Origin of the sequence: Streptomyces sp. NPDC004609 (genome assembly GCF_042873655.1) — a bacterium.
GTDB lineage: Bacteria > Actinomycetota > Actinomycetes > Streptomycetales > Streptomycetaceae > Streptomyces.
In genome coordinates this window covers 304,423-322,236 of the sequence record NZ_JBIALS010000005.1, presented here as the reverse complement: position 1 = coordinate 322,236, position 17,814 = coordinate 304,423, and the positions used below count along the sequence as shown (strand labels likewise).

The following is a 17,814-nucleotide window of genomic DNA, read 5'->3' as shown; positions in this document are numbered from 1 at the left end:
CGACTACGGCGTCGTCGGCGACCTCTTCACCGTCGTCCCCCAGCTCACCGACGACATCAACACCCGCAAAGCCTGACCCCAGACCGAACAACCACCACCACAACGGGCCGACCGGCACGGACAGACCAGTCCGCGCCGGTCGGCCCGTTCTGTCTGTTCGCGGCCGGTGACCCGACCTCCGCGGGGACCGGCAGGCCCGTCCGTACGGCCGCGGTGAACCGGACCGGCCGGGGAGACTCCCGGCCCGGGCACGGAGGCTGCTTCCCACTAAATAGAGCGTTCACTCTAGTGGCGTGCTAGGGTCGCGCCACCGCTCTGGATAGAGCGTTCACTCTAGTGATGGGAGTCACCCCTATGTCCGCCTCCGTCGCCGCTGCCTCTCCCGCCACCGCCACCGCCACCACCGCCGTCCGGCAGCCCGTCACCGTCATCGGTCTCGGCCCCATGGGCCAGGCGATGGTCGGTGCCTTCCTCGAACAGGGCCACCAGGTCACCGTCTGGAATCGCACTCCCTCGCGCGCGGAGCCACTCGTCGCGCGGGGCGCGGTCCTCGCGGAGAGCGTCGAGGCAGCGCTCGGCGCGAATGAGCTGGTGGTCCTCAGCCTCACGGACTACGAGGCGATGCACGCCCTGCTGGAGCCCGCGTCGCACGCGCTGGCCGGCCGGGTGATCGTCAACCTCAGCTCCGACACCCCGGAGAAGACCCGGGCCGGGGCTCGCTGGGTCACCGAGCGCGGCGCGGCCTTCCTCGCCGGTGGTGTCACCACACCGCCGTCCGGGATCGGCAACCCCGAGTCGTACACCTTCTACAGCGGCCCGCGCGAGCCCTTCGACACGCACCGGGACACGCTGGAGGCCCTGCCCCGGGCCGACTACCAGGGGGAGGACCCGGGCCTGTCCGCGCTGATGTACCAGATCGGCATGACCATGTTCTGGACGTCGATGCTCAGCCTGTGGCAGGCCATCGCCCTCGCCGATGCCAACGGTCTCAAGGCCGCCGACATCCTTCCGCACGCCAACGAGACCCTGGGCGGACTGGGCGGCTTCATCGACTTCTCTATGCACCGGGTGGACGCGGGCAACCACGAGGGCGATGTGGACCGGCTGGCCATGGGCACCGCGAGCGTCGAGCACGTGCTGCACACGATGGCCGACGCGGGCGTCGACACCACCCTGCCCGCCGCCGTCGTGGACCTCTTCCGGCGCGGAATGGAGGCGGGGCACGAGGCGGACAGCTTCTCCAGCCTGGTGGAGCTGATGAAGAAGGGCGCCTGACACCCGACCCGCCCCGCACGGCCCCCGGGGGGCGGCGCGGCCCGGCCCGCGGAGTACTCGTCCCGGGCCGGGCGCCGCCCGGACAGCGGAACCCGGCGAGAGCAGGGGCCTGCTGCGGTAAGTGGTCGTGCGCCGCGCCTTGTTGGGGCCCGTCCCGCCGTCCCGTCCGGTGGCCGGGAGAGCCCGTGGCCGCCTCTCAGGGTGACGGCGGGCCCGCGATGATCGTGCAGATGCCGGGTTCGGTGCAGGTATTCGGATCGGTGGTGGCGGCACGTTCCGCCAGGGCCTTCAGCGCGGCCCGCGCCTCGCGCAGCTCCGCCATACGGCGTTCGACGTCCGCGAGGTGCTGCCGTACGAGATCGGCGACATGGGCGCAGGGCGCCACTCCGGAGTCGCGCAGGGCGAGGACCGAGCGGATCTCGGCGAGTGTGAGCCCCGCGTTCTGGGCCTCGCGCACGAATGCCAGGCGTGCCGTCGCCTCGCGGGGGTAGTCGCGGTAACCACCAGGGGTACGCGGCGGTTCGGGCAGCAGCCCGGCCTGTTCGTAGAAGCGGACGGTCCTGGCCGAAAGCCCGCAGGACGCGGCCAGGTCACCTATACGCATATCATCAGCGTACGGGGCAATTCGCTTGACCTTCCACCGGGGTGGAAGGTCCACCCTTGGGCGGACACGAACGGCCGGACACCACCGGCCGTCCACCACCGACGGACGTCACCGACCGGAGGGCGACACTTCCATGCGGATCACCGTGCTGACCGTGCCCGACTGCCCCAACGCCTCCGTGGCGGAAGCGCGGATCGCGCTCGCGCTGGCCGACCCCGGCAGGGACACCGGCAACGGGAACGGGAGCCGGGGCGGGAACGGCAACAGCACCGGAACCGGCACCAGCACCAGCACCAGCACCAGCACCAGCACCGGGACGCAGGAACCGCCGGCCCCGGACATCGTCCGTATCGAGGTCACCGATCCCGCGGAGGCGGCCCGCCTCGGCATGACCGGCTCCCCCACCGTCCTCATCGACGGGACCGACCCCTTCACCACCCCCGGCACCCCCGCCTCGGTCTCCTGCCGTCTCTACCGCGGCCCCGACGGCACCGTCGACGGCGCCCCGAGCGTCCCCGAGCTGCGCCGGGCCCTCGGTCTGGCCCGGGCGGCCGCCGCCTCGGGCCATCCGCCCCTCGGCGCGGCGGCCCGCGGCGGCCGGGGCCGCCTCGCCCCGGCGACGGGCGGACTGCGCGCCGTACAGCAGGCGGTCCTGCGCCACTTCGCGGCCACCGGCCGGGCCCCGGAACCGGCTGCCCTCGACACGGTGGCCGCCGAGCACGGCCGTACCGCCGCCGACGTCCTGTCCGCACTCGCGGCCGAGGACTTCCTGACCCTCGACCCCGACGCCCGGATCCGCGCGGCGTACCCCTTCTCCGCCGTCCCCACCCCGCACCGGGTCCGGCTCCCCGACGGCACCAGGTTCTGGTCGATGTGCGCGATCGACGCGCTCGGCATCCCCGAAATGCTCGGCACCGACGCGGTGATCACCTCGTCGGACCCCGTCACGGGCGAGCGGATCACGATCACCGCCACGGAGGGCCTGATGACCTGGCAGCCGTCGGAGGCGATGGTGTACGCGGGCGAGCGCTCCGGCGACGGACCGGCCTCCGAGGTCACCTGCGGCGCGCTGAACTTCTTCGCCGGGCCCGCCTCGGCCCTCGCCTGGGCGGCGGCACACCCCGACTACACGGGCAGGGCGATCACCCCCGGGCAGGCGGCCTCCCTCGGACGGGCCATCTTCGGCGAACTGCTGCGCTGACCACCGGCGTTCCGTCCTGACCGGACCCCGCGCCTCCGGTCGGCACCTGATGGCACACTGACTCGCCCGGTCACCGAAGGAGCGTCAGGAGCCCCGCCGTGCCGATGATCCGCAAACTACGACGTGTGATGCGCCGCGCCTACCGCCGCACCGTCGACCTCAGCCACCCGGCCCGCTCACCGCTGGGCAGCACCGTCGTGAACTGCGTGGTGTACGAGAACGGGGTGCGCCAGCACTGCGAGGGGAGCGCCGAGGAGGCGCTGGCGCAGGTCCGCAAGAACGGCCGCGGCTTCGTCTGGATCGGCCTCCACGAGCCGACGGAGATCGAGTTCGCCCGGTTCGCCGAGCTGTTCGGGCTGCATCCGCTGGCCGTCGAGGACGCCGTACAGGCCCATCAGCGCCCGAAGGTCGAGCGCTACGAGGACCCGACCGGGCACGGTGACACCCTGTTCACGGTGCTCAAGACATGTGTGTACGTCGCTCACGAGGAGCTGACGGCGACCAGCGAGGTCGTGGACACCGGGGAGCTGATGGTCTTCACCGGGCCCGACTTCGTGATCACCATCCGGCACGGCCGGCACGGCTCGCTCGGGCCGCTGCGCGAGGACCTGGAGGCGATGCCCGAGCAGCTGGCCAAGGGCCCGGCGGCCGTGCTGCACGCGATAGCGGACCGGGTCGTGGACGACTATCTCGGCGTCGCCGACGCGGTACAGCACGACATCGACTCCGTCGAGTCCGCCGTCTTCACCGAACACGCCGCGCGCGGTGACGCGGGCCGTATCTACCAGCTCAAGCGGGAACTGCTGGAGCTGAAGCGCGCGGCCGGACCGCTGGAACGCCCGCTGCTGGCCCTCGCCAGCCATCCGCTGCCGCCCGTCGGGCCCGGCATCCAGCCGTACTTCCGCGATGTCGTCGACCACCTCGCCCGGCTGAACGAGCAGATCGGCGGTTACGACAACCTCCTCGACTCCATCCTCCAGGCGCATCTGGCGCAGGTGACGGTCGCGCAGAACGAGGACATGCGGAAGATCACGGCATGGGCCGCGATCATCGCCGTACCGACCATGGTCTGCGGTGTCTACGGCATGAACTTCGACCATATGCCGGAGCTGCGCTGGACCTACGGCTATCCGCTGGTCCTCGGCGTCATGGCGACGGCCTGTCTGGTCATCCACCGCAGCTTCCGGCGCAACGGCTGGCTCTGAGCGTCCACCCGCACGCCCGGCCCGCTACATCACGGCGATGAACAGTCCCAGGGTCACCACGGCGACCACACACCCGTACAGCGCGAGCGTCACCGAACGCGCCTCGTCCGACGGGTCGGTGCGCCCGGCGCTCGACAGCCGGAGCGCCGAGGTCGTGAGCAGGAGGAGCGCGGTCGCGGAGAGGGCGGCGACCAGGGGGGCCGGGGTGGCGGCGATCAAGGTTTTCATCACCCGGCGAACGTCTCACGCGGGGTCGGCTCACGCATGCGGGAATGCTCCGTCCCGGTACCCGGGTACCCCGGTTACGCGTCGAGAGCCCCGCTCCCGCGAGCGGGCGCGCCCGGGGGTGCCGCCGTCCTCCCGGCCGTGAGGTGCGCCAGGCCCGTTGCCCGTGTGACCTGCGTCGATACGGCTGTGGCTCCTGTGGGGGCAGTATCCGACAAATGTCTTATTCACCGATCTAAGTGATAATGGTCACCGGCTCCCGCCCCCGCCCATAACGTGCTGATGTGGCCCGATGGGAGCAGTTGAGCGCACTGACGATCGCGGCGATTCTCGGCTCGCAGGGGGTGGGGCTGGCCGCCGCCGGGGACGATGCCGCTGACGGACGGTTACGGGCGTCGGCGTCCGTGGTGGGCGAGGAATCCGGCACGAGGGTGAAGGCCGCGTTCCGCCGGGCGGCGGGTACGACGTCCGGGGCAGGCACGGCGGTGAGAACCGGAACGCGCCCCGGGGACGACGACCACCGGAACGATCGGGTGGCGGGGCTGGTGGACCGGCTGTTGTCCGGCCGTGGGGGATTACGGGAGCCGGGGGCACAGCCGTCCCCGCGGACCGGGCAGCCCGCCGAACCCGCGCCGGGGGCGCGCCCGGCTCAGGAGAACGACCGGAACCACCAGAACCAGAACCACCGGAAGAACCCGAAGAACCAGAACCAGAAGAACCGGAAGGACCAGAGCCGGAAGCCGAGGCAGCGGCCGCAGGAGCAGCAGCAGGCGGTACCACGGCAGTGGCAGCCCGAGCCTGCCGCCGGGCCGAGGCCGGGCGAGAAGCCGGGTCCGGGGAAGGGGCCGTCGGCACGGACCGGGCCGGTGACCGGGCCCACGCCCTCCCCGAGCACCGCGACCGGGGCCCGGGGCCCGGGATCCGTACCCCCGTCCCCGCCCCCGTCCCGCACCGCCGTCACACCGCCGAAGCCCTACCCGGCGCTCTCGCCACCCCCGTTCGACGTGTCCGTGTCCGCGCACATCCATGTGCCGGGGATCCTCTGCGCCTCGGCCACGGTGTCCGCGTCCGGACCACTGCCGCTCTCCGTGTACGTATCCGTGTCGGTCCATGTCCTCCGGGACTGCCCGCCTCCCCCGCCTCCCCCAGCTCCGACGCCGACGCCCACACCCCCGGCACCGACGCCGGCACCGACGCCCACACCCTCGGCGCCGCCCGCGCCGACGCCTCCCCCGGCCCCTCTGCCCCCCTCGGCCTCGCCGACGCCCCGGCCGGCCCCGGCTCCGCCTCCCGCTCCGGTGGAGCGCCCGGCGCCCCCGGCCCCCGCGCCCCTGGTTCCCGTACCCGCGACCGAGGTCCTGCCGGTGATCGCCCGGCCGCCGGTGGAGCGCCCCCGGGCCGTCGTCCGCCCGCCCGCCGCGCCACCGCCCGCGCGGGCACGGCCCGTACGCCATCACCGCCCGGTGTCCGGGCGGCCGAAGCGCGAGGGCATGCCCCTGGTCGTGCTGATGCTGGTGACCACCACCCCGGCCGTACTCGCCGCCGCGCTGCTGAAGCCCCGGCGCGGGCGCTGAGCCACCGCCCCAACCGCCGGAACGGCCGGGACCGCCGGAACGCCCCAACCGCCGGAACGCCCGGGACCGCAGGAACGCCCCAACCGCGGGAACTACCGGACCCGGAACCGCCGGAAGCCGCCGAAACGCTTCCGTACGCGGCCCTCTCCCCCGACACGGCACCAGACGTCTCGTAGAACACGCACACAAGACACGGAGATCCCCATGTCCGAATGGCTGGTCCTGCTCATCGCGATGGCCGCCGCCTGCGGTGTCGTCCTCGCCGTCACCCTGTTCAGCCAGCGCCGGCGCGAGCGGACACCGGGGGCCGCGGAGGAGGCCGACGAGACCCCGGACGTCCTCGAATACATGACGATGATGGTCGGCGTCGTGTACGCGATCGTGCTGGGCCTCGCCATCGCGGGCGTCTGGGAGGCCCGCAGCTCCGCGCAGGACGAGGTCCGCCGGGAGGCGCAGGCGCTGTACGAGGTCACCCGGCGCGCGGAGGTCTACCCGGCCGACTTCCGCGAGCGCCTCAAGAACGACGTCGACGCCTACGTCTCGTACGTCGTCCACCAGGAGTGGCCGCGGATGATCGACGGCAAGAAGGTCCCGGCGCGGGGCTCCGAGCTGCTGGGAACGGTACGGTCCGACGTCGCCCGCCGGGTGCCGGTCGGCGAGCTGGAGGCACAGGCGTACCAGCCGATGCTGGACCAGGTGTCCGTCGCCGACGACGTCCGCAACGCGCGCGTGGCCAACGCGGGGGCGACCCTGCCGGGGGTGGTGTGGTTCGGCCTGATCGGCGGGGCGCTGGTCACGGTGGGGCTGATCTTCACGATGCATATCGGGCGCAGCCACCGGGAGCTGCTGCTCGCGGGGCTCTTCAGCGCGCTGATCGCGTTTCTGCTGTTCCTGGTGTGGGACTTCGACGCGCCGTTCGGGCGCTCGGGCTCGGAGTCGGCGGACGCCTTCCGCCGGCTGTTCCCCGCGGCGGCGGGACGGGCCGTGGAATAGCGGGCCGGGGGCGGAATAGGACCCGGGGGCGTCCCGTTGTAGGGTTTAGTTCAACGTTCAACCACCTGTCCATCAGGACTGAACCCCCGAGAGGTGAGCTTCATGCAGTTCGGCATCTTCACCGTCGGCGACGTCACGACCGACCCGACGAACGGTCGTACGCCGAGCGAGCACGAGCGGATCAAGGCGACGGTCGCCATCGCCCGCAAGGCCGAGGAGGTCGGTCTCGACGTCTTCGCGACCGGCGAGCACCACAACCCGCCCTTCGTCCCGTCGTCCCCGACGACCCTCCTCGGAAACATCGCGGCCAGGACCGAGAACCTGATCCTCTCCACCTCGACCACGCTGATCACCACCAACGACCCGGTGAAGATCGCCGAGGACTACGCCTATCTCCAGCACCTCGCCGACGGGCGCGTCGACCTGATGATGGGCCGGGGCAACACCGGGCCGGTCTACCCCTGGTTCGGACAGGACATCCGCAAGGGCATACCGCTCGCGATCGAGAACTACGCGCTTCTCCACAGGCTGTGGAGGGAGGACGTGGTGGACTGGGAGGGCACGTTCCGTACGCCGCTCCAGTCCTTCACCTCGACCCCGCGCCCGCTGGACGGCGTACCGCCGTTCGTCTGGCACGGCTCGATCCGCTCCCCGGAGATCGCCGAGCAGGCCGCGTACTACGGTGACGGCTTCTTCCACAACAACATCTTCTGGCCCATGTACCACACCAAGAAGATGGTCGACCTCTACCGGAAGCGGTACGCGCACTACGGGCACGGGACGCCCGAGCAGGCCATCGTCGGACTCGGCGGCCAGGTGTTCATGCGCAGGAACTCGCAGGACGCGGTCAACGAGTTCCGTCCGTACTTCGACAACGCGCCGGTCTACGGACACGGGCCCTCGCTGGAGGACTTCAGCGAGCAGACCCCGCTGACCGTGGGCTCCCCGGAGCAGGTCATCGAGCGGACGCTCGGCTTCCGTGAGGCGGTCGGGGACTACCAGCGCCAGCTGTTCCTGATGGACCACGCCGGCCTGCCCCTGAAGACCGTGCTGGAGCAGCTCGACATCCTCGGCGAGGAGGTCGTTCCGGTGCTGCGCAAGGAGTTCGCGAACCTGCGGCCGGCCGGAGTGCCGGAGTCCGCGCCCCTGCACCCCGCTGTCACGGCCGCACGCACCACCGCACACGAGGAGGCATGACGATGACCACACTGAAGCTGGTGGCCGTGTCCGCCGGACTGAGCGTGCCGTCGTCGACCCGTCTGCTGGCCGACCGGCTGACGGAGGCGGTACGCGCGTCCCTCGCCGGAGCCGGGTCCGGAAACGGGACGGGCGTCGGAAACGGGACGGGAGCCGGGGCCGGGGCTTCGGCCGGGACCGGGGTCGAGGTCCGGGTGGTGGAGCTGCGCGAGCTGGCGGTGCCCATCGCCAACCACCTGGTCACCGGGTTTCCGTCGCCCGCCCTGGGTGAGGCGATCGACGCGGTGACGGAGGCGGACGGACTGATCGCGGTCACGCCCGTCTTCACCGCCTCGTACAGCGGGCTCTTCAAGTCGTTCTTCGACCTGATCGAGCCGGAGGCGCTCACCGGGAAGCCCGTGCTCATCGGGGCGACCGGCGGCACGGCCCGGCACTCTCTGGTGCTGGAACACGCGCTGCGGCCGCTGTTCGCCTATCTGCGGGCCCTCGTCGTACCGACGGCCGTGTACGCGGCCTCGGAGGACTGGGGCGGCTCGGGCGATCCGCTGACGGACACCCTGCCGGTACGGATCGCCCGCGCGGGCGAGCAGCTGGCGCGGCTGATGGCCGGTACGCACGGTGCGGGGGCCACCGCGGGGGCCGGTACCGCGGGCTTCGGCGCCGGAGGCTTCGACCTCGGCCTCGGCGCCGGGGCGGGTGCCGGCTTCGGGGTGGGTGCCGGCTTCGGGGTGGGTGCCGGCTTCGGGGTGGGTGCCGGCTTCGGGGTGGGTGCGGGCGGCGGCGGGGACGGGGCGAAGGCGCCGGTGGCCGCGTCGCCGTTCGGCTGACGGCCCGGCCGGGGCGACCCGGGCCCGGCGGCCGGGCCGGGTGCGGGCACGGCTGGTCCCGCAGTGGGCCCCATGGCCGGCCCCGCAGCCGGGGCACGGTTGTTCCCGCACCGGGGTGCCGGGCAGCGGGCCGTAGCGCCCGGCGGGCCGCCCCCGTCCGGTCGGCCACCGGGCCATGGCTCAGGGCCGGCCGTGGGGCCATGGCCCGGGGTGGACACGGGCCGGGGCCCCGCGTCCGGCGGACCTCCGGCGGCCCGCGGCTCGCGGAGGTACGCCGGGCCCGGGGCCGGGGTGTCGTCGCCCGCGACAGCGAGGCCCGGACACATCGGCCGGGACCCCGGCCCGGCGACCGGCGGTCAGGGCACCTCGCGGGCTGCCCGGCCCCACGTCCGCCGGGCACGGCCGCGCCCCCTCGCGTACTTCCCCCATGCCGTACGCGAGGGGGCACGGCCGTGTCCGGACCCCCTCCGACCTGGGCGGGGGCACATCCCATGTGCCGACTGTCAGTGGTGTCTCCTATCGTCTTGGTCATGACCCCTGGACTGATCGGGCGCGACCACCCCGCGGGCGTTCTCCTGGCCGGGATCGACCGGGCGACGGAGAGTCACGGGGGCCTGGTGCTGGTCACCGGAGAGGCGGGGATCGGCAAGACCTCGCTGGTCACCCACGCGGCCGACGAGGCGCGGCGGCGCGGGGCACTGGTGCTGGGAGGTTCCTGCTGGGACTCCGAGAGCGCGCCGGGTTACTGGCCGTGGGTCCAGGTCGTCCGGGGCCTGCGGCGCGGCACGACCGCGCGGGAGTGGGCCGACGCCGAGAAGGCGACAGGCGGGCGGCTCGCCGCCCTGCTCGGCGAGGACCCCACCGGCCGCGGCGAGGGCGGCGAGAGCTTCGCCATGTACGACGCGGTGACGACGGCCCTGGTCACGGCGTCGCAGGAGCGGCCCGTCGTGGTCGTCCTGGACGATCTGCACTGGGCGGACCCCGCCTCCCTCAAGCTCCTCGAATTCGCCGCGCAGCACGCGTGGTTCGAGCGTCTGCTGCTGATCGGGACCTATCGGGACGCCGAGGTGGAGACCGCCGACCACCCCCTCCAGAAGCTGATCGTGCCGCTCTCCGCGCGCGCGGCGACGACCGTGACCCTGACCGGGCTCGGGCGGGACGAGGTGGCCGCCCTGATCACGATGATCGCGGGCTCCGAACCGGAACCCGCCATGGTCGACGAGGTCCACCGGCGCAGCGGCGGCAATCCCTTCTTCGTGGAGCAGACCGCCCGTATCTGGAGCAGCGGCGCCCCGGTCACCGCCGTCGCGCCCGGCGTGCGCGAGACGGTGCGGCGGCGGCTCGCGCTGCTGCCCGACACGGTGTCCGCGCTGCTGGAGACGGCGGCCGTGCTGGGCCGTGAGTTCCACCGCCAGGTGCTCGCGGCCGTCGCCTCCGCTCCCGTACCGCATGTGGACCGGCTGCTGAGCCGCGCGGTCGCCGCCCGGCTGGTGACCGTGCGGGTCGGCGGCCGGTTCGCGTTCGCCCACGATCTTGTCCGGGAGACGCTGTACGACACCCTGGACGAGCAGCGCATCCGTGTCGCCCACGCCTCGGTCGTACGGGCCCTGGACGGCGCCCCGGCACTCGGCGACAAGGTCCTGCCCGCCGATCTCGCGCGGCACGCGTATCTCGCCGGCGAGGAGCTGGAGCGCGCTCAGCGGGTCGACCTGCTGGTGGCCGCCGCCCGGGACGCGAGCAGCAGGCTCGCGTCGGAGGAGGCCACCGGCCACTACCGGCGGGCCCTGGAGACCTGCGGCGACGACCCCCGCCGGTCCGTCCTGATCGTCCTCGACCTGGGCAGCCATCTGGTCCACCACGGCGAGGAGGAGCAGGCGTGGGACTGTTACGAGCGGGCGGTCGCCCTCGCCCGTGAGGCGCGGGAGCCCGAGCTGCTCGCCCGCGTCGCCATCAGCATCCGCCAGAACTGCTTCGCCCCCGGCGGCGCCTACGCCCTCACGGCCCGCAGCGGCGAACTGCTGCGGGAGGCGCATCGCGCCCTGATCGGCGGAGGGGAGAAGCTGGCGGTCCTCACCGCCGAGGAGATCGTCCAGGACCTCGCCGTCCGGACCACCGCGCTGGCCCGGAACGACGAGGACGACGAGGCGCTCGCGTTCTCCCTGTGGGCGCGGCACGACTCGATCTGGGGCCTCGGCACCGCGACCGAGCGGCTCGCGCTCACCGACGAGATGGCCGCCGTCGCCCGCCGCACGGGCAACCGCGACATGGAGCTGCACTCCACCGCGATGCGCTGGGTCACCCTGCTGGAGCTGGGCGATCCGCGCTACCTCGACCAGTTGCGTGTCTTCGCCGCCCTCGCCGAGCGGAGCGCGCTGCGCCGGTTCGAGCTGGCGAGAGCCATGGACCTCTCGCTGGTCGCCGCTCTCAACGGCCGGTTCACCGAGGCGATGGACCTGTTGTCGGAGGCGTCCTGGCGGCCGGCCGAGCACAGCGCGTTCGGCTATATGACGGCTCATATGCAGTGGTCGCTGTTCATGATGCAGGGGCGGCTGGAGGAGGCCCAGACCGTGGTCGACGGAATGGACGGGCTCGGCGGCCTGGTCCACCCCTATCCTCAACTGCTGGCCGGGCTGACCGCGGTCGAGCGCGGCGATACCGCCCCCGCGCTGCGGATGTCCGACGAACTGGCCGCTCTTCCCGAGCCGGTGCCCCGGCTGTTCGCCCCGCTGGAGATGCGGCTGCGGGCGCAGGCCGCGGCGGCATCGGGCGACGAGGCCCGTATCGAGGCGGCCCGGGCCGCGTTCACTCCGTACGCGGGACAGTGGGTGGTCTCGATGTACGGCTGCGACATCAGCGGGCCCGTCGACCTCTGGCTGGGCCTGCTGGACGCGGCCCAGGGCCGCCGGGAGTCGGCCGTGACCACACTGACAGCGGCCTGGGAATCGGCGGACCGGCTCCGCGCGCGCCCCTGGTCGGTCCGGGCGCGCGCGGCCCTGGCAAAGGTGCTGGGCCCCGCCGCGCCCCCGGATCTGCTGAAGGATCTGCGGCGGGACGCGGAGGAGTTGCGCCTGACCCGGCTGCCGGCGGAGATCACCGACTTCTCCGGCGGGGCGGATGCGTTCGGTTTCTCCGGCGGGGCGGGTGCCTTCGGTGCGACCTCCGGCGGGGCGGATGCGTTCGATGCGGCCTCCGGCGAGGCCGTCCCGCCGGATCCGGCCTCCGGTGGGGCGGTCTCCTCCGTACCGGGACGCGGTGGTCCGGCCGCCGCGACCGCCGCCCCGGGCGCGACCGGTTCCGCCGACGGTGCCACCGGTTCCGCGGCGGGCGCCCGTGCCGTGGAGGCCGCCGGGGGGTACGGGGCCGGTGCCGCGTCCGGGCACGACGGCGGGCAGCCGCCCCGACCGGACGCCACCGCTGCGCAGTTCCGGCGCGACGGAGCCGTCTGGGCGCTCGCGTTCGAGGGCCGGTCGGTCCATGTCCCGGACGCCAAGGGCCTGCGGGACCTCCACACCCTGCTGGCCCACGCGGGCGAGGAGCTGTCCGCGGTGTCCCTGCTCGCCCCGGAGGGCGGCGAGACGGTCGTCGCGGCCCGTCGCTTCGGCGGCGACCCGGTGCTCGACGAGGAGGCCAAGGCCCGCTACCGGCAGCGCCTGGAGCGGCTGGACGACGAGATAGACCGCGCGGCCGAGCACGGAGACGACCGCCGCGCCGCGGAGTACAGCCGCGAACGGGAAGCGCTGCTCGACGAGTTGCGTACGGCCGCCGGCCTGGGCGGCCGCACCCGCCGACTCGGCGACGAGGCCGAGCGCGCCCGTAAGACGGTCACGGCCCGTATCCGCGACACCCTCCGCAAGCTGGGCACGCTCCATCCCGAACTGGCCGCGCATCTACGGGACTCGGTGACGACGGGCGCGTACTGCGCCTACCGCCCGGCGGCACCGGTCGACTGGCGGCTGTCCCGCTGACAGATACGAGGGTCATGACGGGCCCGGACCGGCTTGGCCTGAACGGCATCGCCCTCACATCACCCCGAAACACGGGCTGAGCAGGCAGGGTGATCCCTGGCCGTGCGGTGGGTACGGCTGGTTGATCCGAGTTGTGGGGCCCGCGGAACGGCTCGGCGGTACTGGGAGGTTGAGGAACATCCGTGTCGGATCGTGCGCTCAGCCTTCGCCGGCCCTGGTGGGTGGCTGACGGAGCGTCGGCGGTCGGAGGGGTCTGAGGTCTTCGGGGAAGCGCGCGTGAGATTGCTGACCTGCGGTCGGCGGCCCTGATGGTGGACGGTGAGCCAGAGTGTGCTGGGGCGGTTGGGGAGGTTCAAGGACCGGTTACTCCCAGAGGCCGGTCAGGTGTGTGTGGAGGATGTCGTGTGCTTCGTGTGGGGTGAGGTGACCGATGAGGACGTGTGTGGTGAGGCCGTCCGCGAGGGCGAGGAGGGTGCGGGCTTCGCGTTGCGGGTCGAGGGGTGCGGCGCGATCGGTGTCCTCGGCGGCTTCCGAGATGAGGCGGGTGAACGCCTCTTGCAGGGTTGAGTAGTTCGCCTTCAGTGTCGTGGCGAGTGCTTTGCTGACGGCTGCCTGTGCGATGAAGGCGAGCCAGACCCTGGCCTCGGCGCGGTGCTCTTCGCGGAGCAGTGAGATTTCGGTGGCCGCGTGGCCGAGGGCGGTGCCGGCCGACTGGGCCGGGCTTCTGACGAGGCGGGCCTGTACGCGCTCGCTGATCCGTTCGCCGATGTGCTGGAGAGCGAACACGAGCATCTCTTCCTTGGTGCGGAAGCACCGCTGGACGGCGCCCATCGACACCTGTGCGCGGGCGGCGACGTCGCGAAGGGTCACGCCCTCCAGTCCGCGTTCGTCGGCGAGGTGGCAGACGGCCTCGGCGATGAGGCGGCGTCGGCTCGCGTGATCCACCTGCCTGGGCATGCCCGGTCGCCTCCTTGTGTCCCGGCGTTCTGCTGTTGCGGTGCACTTTATTCGATGCGCGCGTATCGGTTCCAGGGTACGGTTCGGTTCCGATGCAAGCGCATCGGTACGTGGGCGAGGAAGGGAAGACCATGCAGGACGCCCTGTGGAAGATGCCGGCCACCGCGCAGGCAGAGGCCGTGCGCAGCGCGGACATCTCGGCCGTCGAACTCGTCGACAGCCACCTGGACCGCATCGCCGAGGTCAATCCGCGGGTGAACGCGGTCACGCAGCTCCTGGCGGAGCGCGCACGTGAGGCCGCGGCACAGCTGGACCGCCGACGGGCCGCCGGTGAAACGCTGGGACCGCTCGCGGGCGTGCCCTTCACGGTGAAGGAGAGCACCGCCGTCGAAGGCGTGCCGACCACGTTCGGCACGGAGCGCTTCCGCGATCTGGTGGCGGCGGAGGACGCGCCTCCGGTGGCCCGGCTGCGTGCGGTCGGGGCCATCCCGATCGGGCACAGCAACATCCCCACCCTGATCCTGGCGGGGATGCACACGCGCAGCGAGCTGTTCGGCGACACGGTCAACCCGTGGGACGGCAGCCGGACCCCGGGCGGCTCCAGCGGGGGCGACGCCGTGGCCGTCGCCACGGGCATGGCGGCGCTCGGGCTCGGCAACGACTCCGGCGGATCGGTGCGTATCCCGGCCCAGTTCTGCGGTGTGGCCGGGCTGAAGCCGTCCACGGGCCGGTTCCCCGCCGACCACCGCGTTCTCGGCCCGGACGACCCCGGCCCGGCGTCCCAGATCCTGGTCACCGACGGCCCGCTGGCCCGGCACGTGGGCGACCTGCGACTTGCGTACGAGGTACTGGCCGGGACCGATCCGCGAGACCCGCGCGCCGTGCCGGTGCCCGCCTACGGCGAACCGCTCCCCGGACGCGTCAAGGTCGCCGTCGTGGCGGACCCCGGCGGGCACGGCGTCCACCCCACCGTCCGGGCAGCCGTCGCGACCGCGGCCGACGCGCTCCGCGACGCCGGATACGACGTACGCGAAGTACAGGACGTACCACGGCTGGACGAAGCCCTGGAGGTGTACGGCCGGATCACCGTGACCGAGTTCGCCCCGGCCTGGCCCGTGGTACGCACACTGCTCGGCGCAGGCGGGGACCGCTACATCGCGATGGCGATGGAACGGACCCCGCCCGCGAGCGCGGACGAGTTCATGAAGCTGATGGGCACCTGGATGAGCATCCGCCGCTCCTGGGCCGAATTCCTCGACGAGTATCCGCTGCTGCTCGGCCCCGTCTTCACCGAACCACCGGTCGAACCGGGGCTGGAGTCACGCGACAGGGCAGGCCGGGACCGGGTCGCGTCGGGAATGCGCCTGTGCACCGCGACCAGCCTCGCCGGCGTACCCGGTCTGGCCCTGCCCACCGGGATGGCCGACGGACTCCCCACCGGAGCACAGATCATCGGACGCGCCTTCCGGGAAGACCTGTGCCTGGACGCCGCCCAGGCCATCGAAGACCGGCTCGGAACGCTCACGCCCACCGACCCGCACACGGCACACCAGACCGAATGAACCCGCGAGCCCACACGGGAGTGCGCACGGCGACCCCCGTACCCCTCACCCTCAGCACGCACAGCCCCCGTCCCGGCGGCCCGGCTGAAACGTACCCGGTCGCCACCAACCGCTTTCGACGGCAGCCGAGATCGCGGTACCTGTAGAGACGCCCGAGGCCCCAACGACGATCGACGCCCGGAACGACAACCGGAATGGACACCATGAACACGGCTCCCACCGAGGACCATTCGCCCTCCTGCCGCGACGTGGTCGGTCTCCTCGCCCAGACCGACCGGCGCGCCGCCTACGCGGCCCTCGTCCTCGGCGCGACCTCCGTGGCGGAGGTCGCCGAACTGGCCAAGCTCCGCCCACCGGCCGCTGCCGCGGCGCTGCAGAAGCTGACGGACGGCCGGATCGCCGCCTTCGACGGCAAGAAGCGCACGTACACGCTGCTCGACGACACTTTCCGGCTCGCGGTCCAGGCCGAGGTCAGGGTCTCCGGTCGGAGCAGCGGAGACGGGGCGGGCTCCTACTTCCGCCGTGGTCGGCTCACGTCCATTCCGGGCAAGGCGGAGGTACGCAGCCGTGTTCTGGCCGTGGTGAAGGACTCGTTCGAGCCCGGCGTGACGTACTCCGAGGCCAAGGTCAACGCGATCTGCGGCGAATGGTTCGACGACTGGGTGAGCCTGCGCCGTGCTCTCGTGGACGAGGGTCTGTTGCGCAGAAACGAGTCCGGCACCACCTATGAGCGCGTCTGACGGCCGGTGCGCGTATGGGCCGGCGGCGCCCGCACACCCACGGATGTCACCGCGCGGGCCCGCACACGGGCACGCCCGGCACAGCCGGTGTTTCAACAACAGCTGCTGTGGCGGACCGGGGCCCGGACGGACCGGCAATCGGAAGGACCCGGGCCCGGACCGGGACTCGACGGACCGGGGCCCGGATCGGGCCCGGGCGGACCCGGGCTCAGACCGCCACCACATCCGCGACAACACAGGCGACATTGTCCGGGCCGCCCGCGCGATGGACGAGGGCGATCAGCTCCGTCACCGCCTCGTCGGAGTCGCGGACCCCTTCGAGCACCCGCCGCACCTCGCCGTCCGCCACCACCGTGAACAGTCCGTCCGAACAGAGCAGATAGCGGTCCCCGGCCCGTGCCTCCCGCAACCGCAGATCCGGACGCGCCGGGCTGTCGCCGCCGTCCAGCGCCCGCAGCAGCATCGCCCGCTGGGGGTGGGAAGCGGCTTCCTCCTCGGTGAGACTGCCGTCGTCGATCATCGACTGCACGACGGTGTGGTCATGGGTGATCCGGAAGAACTCCCCGTCGCGCAGCAGGTGGGCGCGGGTGTCGCCGATATGGACGAGGGCGAGCCGGGAGCCGTGCAGCAGTATCGCGGTGAGGGTCGTACCGGAGCCCGCGAAGCCGTTCACGGCGGAGTTGGCGCGCAGGGCCGCGTCTTCCAGGGCGTTGAGCAGATCCCCGGCCCGTACCTCCGGATCCCCGGGCAGCGGGGTGCCGGCCAGGTCGCTGAGCGCTCCGATGGCGGCGGCGCTCGCGGGTGCGCCTTCCTCGCCGTAGCCGTCGGCGACGGCGAGGAGCTGCGATGTGGCGTACACGGCGTCCTGGTTGGTCTCACGGACGAGACCCCGGTCCGTCCGTGCCGCGTAACGGATAACAAGAGAGGGCGTGGTCATGGTGTTCTCCTTGTCCGGGAGCCGGCCGGTCCGGGACCGGCCGGACAGCTGATCGGCGAGGAAGAGCGCCAGGTCACGACGGGCCGACAGGTCCGCCTCCACCCGCGTCCAGTACGCCCGGACGACCCGGGCGGCGGCCCGCGGATCCCGCTCGTACAGATCGCAGACCTCGCGGACGCGGGCCAGGGGCATCCCGATCCGCCGCAGCCATGCGACCAGCCGGGCCCGCTCCAGCTGGGACACGTCGTAGTAGCGGTAGCCGGTGTACTCGTCGACGCGGGCCGGGGGCAGCAGGCCCAGTTCGTCGTAGCGTCGCAGCGCCTTCGCCGACAGCCTGGACGCCCGCGCGAAAGCCCCGATGGTCAACCGGGGTGCCCCGGCGGACCGGTCACCCGGCCCACCAGGGCCCGGACGGCAACTCCCGTCCGAACGGGCGCTCCCGCCCGGCCGAACGCCGGGAACCGATCGCCCGCTCGGGCCCAGCGGACCTGCGAAGTCCGGGGAGTCCGGGGAGTCCGGGGAGTCCGGGGAGTCCGGGGAGTCCGGGGAGTC

The 17,814-nt window shown here is 72.8% G+C and carries 15 protein-coding genes; 10 read left to right on the top strand and 5 right to left on the bottom strand.

All coding sequences use genetic code 11. The features are described from left to right. Positions 1-354: 354 nt before the first annotated feature. Positions 355-1,275, top strand: a complete 921-nt coding sequence (locus tag ACFYT4_RS07605) for an NAD(P)-dependent oxidoreductase (protein WP_389266296.1) — start codon at positions 355-357, stop codon at positions 1,273-1,275. Between the two features lie 196 nt (positions 1,276-1,471). On the opposite strand, the gene ACFYT4_RS07600 is transcribed toward ACFYT4_RS07605, so the two are convergent. Next, a complete protein-coding gene (locus tag ACFYT4_RS07600; RefSeq protein WP_389266253.1) occupies positions 1,472-1,879 on the bottom strand; it encodes a heavy metal-responsive transcriptional regulator in 408 nt (135 codons plus the stop codon). A gap of 133 nt (positions 1,880-2,012) precedes the next feature. On the opposite strand from ACFYT4_RS07600, the gene ACFYT4_RS07595 reads away from it, so the two are divergent. Together ACFYT4_RS07595 and ACFYT4_RS07590 are read left to right on the top strand one after the other, a co-directional pair. Continuing rightward, a complete protein-coding gene (locus ACFYT4_RS07595; RefSeq protein ID WP_389266251.1) occupies positions 2,013-3,080 on the top strand; it encodes an alkylmercury lyase family protein in 1,068 nt (355 codons plus the stop codon). Between the two features lie 104 nt (positions 3,081-3,184). Then, positions 3,185-4,285, top strand: a complete 1,101-nt coding sequence (locus ACFYT4_RS07590; protein ID WP_389266294.1) for a magnesium and cobalt transport protein CorA — start codon at positions 3,185-3,187, stop codon at positions 4,283-4,285. 24 nt (positions 4,286-4,309) lie between these two features. Here ACFYT4_RS07590 and ACFYT4_RS07585 read toward each other — a convergent pair whose 3' ends face one another. Together ACFYT4_RS07585 and ACFYT4_RS07580 are read right to left on the bottom strand one after the other, a co-directional pair. Further along, positions 4,310-4,513 carry a hypothetical protein gene (locus ACFYT4_RS07585; protein ID WP_389266293.1) on the bottom strand — a complete coding sequence of 68 codons (204 nt, stop codon included), beginning with the start codon at positions 4,511-4,513 and terminating at the stop codon, positions 4,310-4,312. A 646-nt stretch (positions 4,514-5,159) separates the two neighbouring features. Continuing rightward, complete coding sequence (locus ACFYT4_RS07580) at positions 5,160-5,390, bottom strand: hypothetical protein (RefSeq protein WP_389266249.1); 231 nt, start codon at positions 5,388-5,390, stop codon at positions 5,160-5,162. Positions 5,391-5,808: 418 nt separating this feature from the next. Here ACFYT4_RS07580 and ACFYT4_RS07575 point away from each other — a divergent pair, with 418 nt between their 5' ends. The 5 genes from ACFYT4_RS07575 to ACFYT4_RS07555 all read left to right on the top strand — a co-directional run bounded on the left by ACFYT4_RS07575 (position 5,809) and on the right by ACFYT4_RS07555 (position 13,066). Then, positions 5,809-6,084, top strand: coding sequence for a hypothetical protein (locus ACFYT4_RS07575; protein ID WP_389266247.1), 276 nt, complete (start codon positions 5,809-5,811; stop codon positions 6,082-6,084). A gap of 204 nt (positions 6,085-6,288) precedes the next feature. Continuing rightward, on the top strand, positions 6,289-7,077 hold the full coding sequence (locus ACFYT4_RS07570; RefSeq protein WP_389266245.1) for a hypothetical protein: 789 nt from the start codon (positions 6,289-6,291) through the stop codon (positions 7,075-7,077). Between the two features lie 102 nt (positions 7,078-7,179). After that, positions 7,180-8,274 carry an LLM class flavin-dependent oxidoreductase gene (locus tag ACFYT4_RS07565; RefSeq protein WP_389266243.1) on the top strand — a complete coding sequence of 365 codons (1,095 nt, stop codon included), beginning with the start codon at positions 7,180-7,182 and terminating at the stop codon, positions 8,272-8,274. Between the two features lie 2 nt (positions 8,275-8,276). Then, complete coding sequence (locus ACFYT4_RS07560; RefSeq protein WP_389266241.1) at positions 8,277-9,101, top strand: FMN reductase; 825 nt, start codon at positions 8,277-8,279, stop codon at positions 9,099-9,101. A gap of 530 nt (positions 9,102-9,631) precedes the next feature. Beyond that, positions 9,632-13,066 carry an ATP-binding protein gene (locus ACFYT4_RS07555; protein WP_389266239.1) on the top strand — a complete coding sequence of 1,145 codons (3,435 nt, stop codon included), beginning with the start codon at positions 9,632-9,634 and terminating at the stop codon, positions 13,064-13,066. A 363-nt stretch (positions 13,067-13,429) separates the two neighbouring features. Here the strand turns inward: ACFYT4_RS07555 and ACFYT4_RS07550 are convergent, their stop codons facing one another. After that, positions 13,430-14,023: a TetR/AcrR family transcriptional regulator gene (locus ACFYT4_RS07550; protein WP_389266237.1), complete on the bottom strand. Its 594-nt coding sequence runs from the start codon at positions 14,021-14,023 to the stop codon at positions 13,430-13,432. Positions 14,024-14,154: 131 nt separating this feature from the next. On the opposite strand from ACFYT4_RS07550, the gene ACFYT4_RS07545 reads away from it, so the two are divergent. Both ACFYT4_RS07545 and ACFYT4_RS07540 read left to right on the top strand, forming a co-directional pair. Next, positions 14,155-15,585, top strand: coding sequence for an amidase (locus ACFYT4_RS07545; RefSeq protein ID WP_389266286.1), 1,431 nt, complete (start codon positions 14,155-14,157; stop codon positions 15,583-15,585). 203 nt (positions 15,586-15,788) lie between these two features. Then, entirely contained in the window at positions 15,789-16,325 is a 537-nt protein-coding gene (locus ACFYT4_RS07540; RefSeq protein ID WP_389266284.1) for a DUF2087 domain-containing protein, read from the top strand. A gap of 208 nt (positions 16,326-16,533) precedes the next feature. Here ACFYT4_RS07540 and ACFYT4_RS07535 read toward each other — a convergent pair whose 3' ends face one another. After that, complete coding sequence (locus ACFYT4_RS07535; RefSeq protein WP_389266235.1) at positions 16,534-17,628, bottom strand: MerR family transcriptional regulator; 1,095 nt, start codon at positions 17,626-17,628, stop codon at positions 16,534-16,536. Between the last annotated feature and the right edge of the window lie 186 nt (positions 17,629-17,814).